Source organism: Peribacillus sp. SIMBA_075, assembly GCF_046534585.1.
This window is the reverse complement of sequence record NZ_JAWRYN010001642.1, coordinates 1-234: the sequence shown is the minus strand read 5'-3', so window position 1 is coordinate 234 and position 234 is coordinate 1. Positions and strand designations below refer to the sequence as shown.

Below are 234 nucleotides of genomic sequence, written 5' to 3'. Positions count from 1 at the left end.
CGCCATATGGTTCGGAGTGGATGATGCAGATCCGCAAATCATGGCTTCGAAAACAAAAGAAGGCGGAACTGGATGGGTTGCGTATCCGATTCCTGACGATGTCCAGCTGACTACTCGGATGCATTTGACACAAGACCAAGTTCAAGACCTATTGCCGATTCTGGAATACTTTGCCGTGCATGGAGAGTTACCATGAACCAAATCGCATTCGAAATAGTCGGACAGCCAGTCGCC

General features: G+C 49.1%; 1 pseudogene. It reads left to right on the top strand.

The window, feature by feature from the left end:
- Nucleotides 1–196, top strand: a pseudogene (locus SB775_RS34005) (hypothetical protein); the annotation flags it as partial.
- Nucleotides 197–234 lie beyond the last annotated feature (38 nt).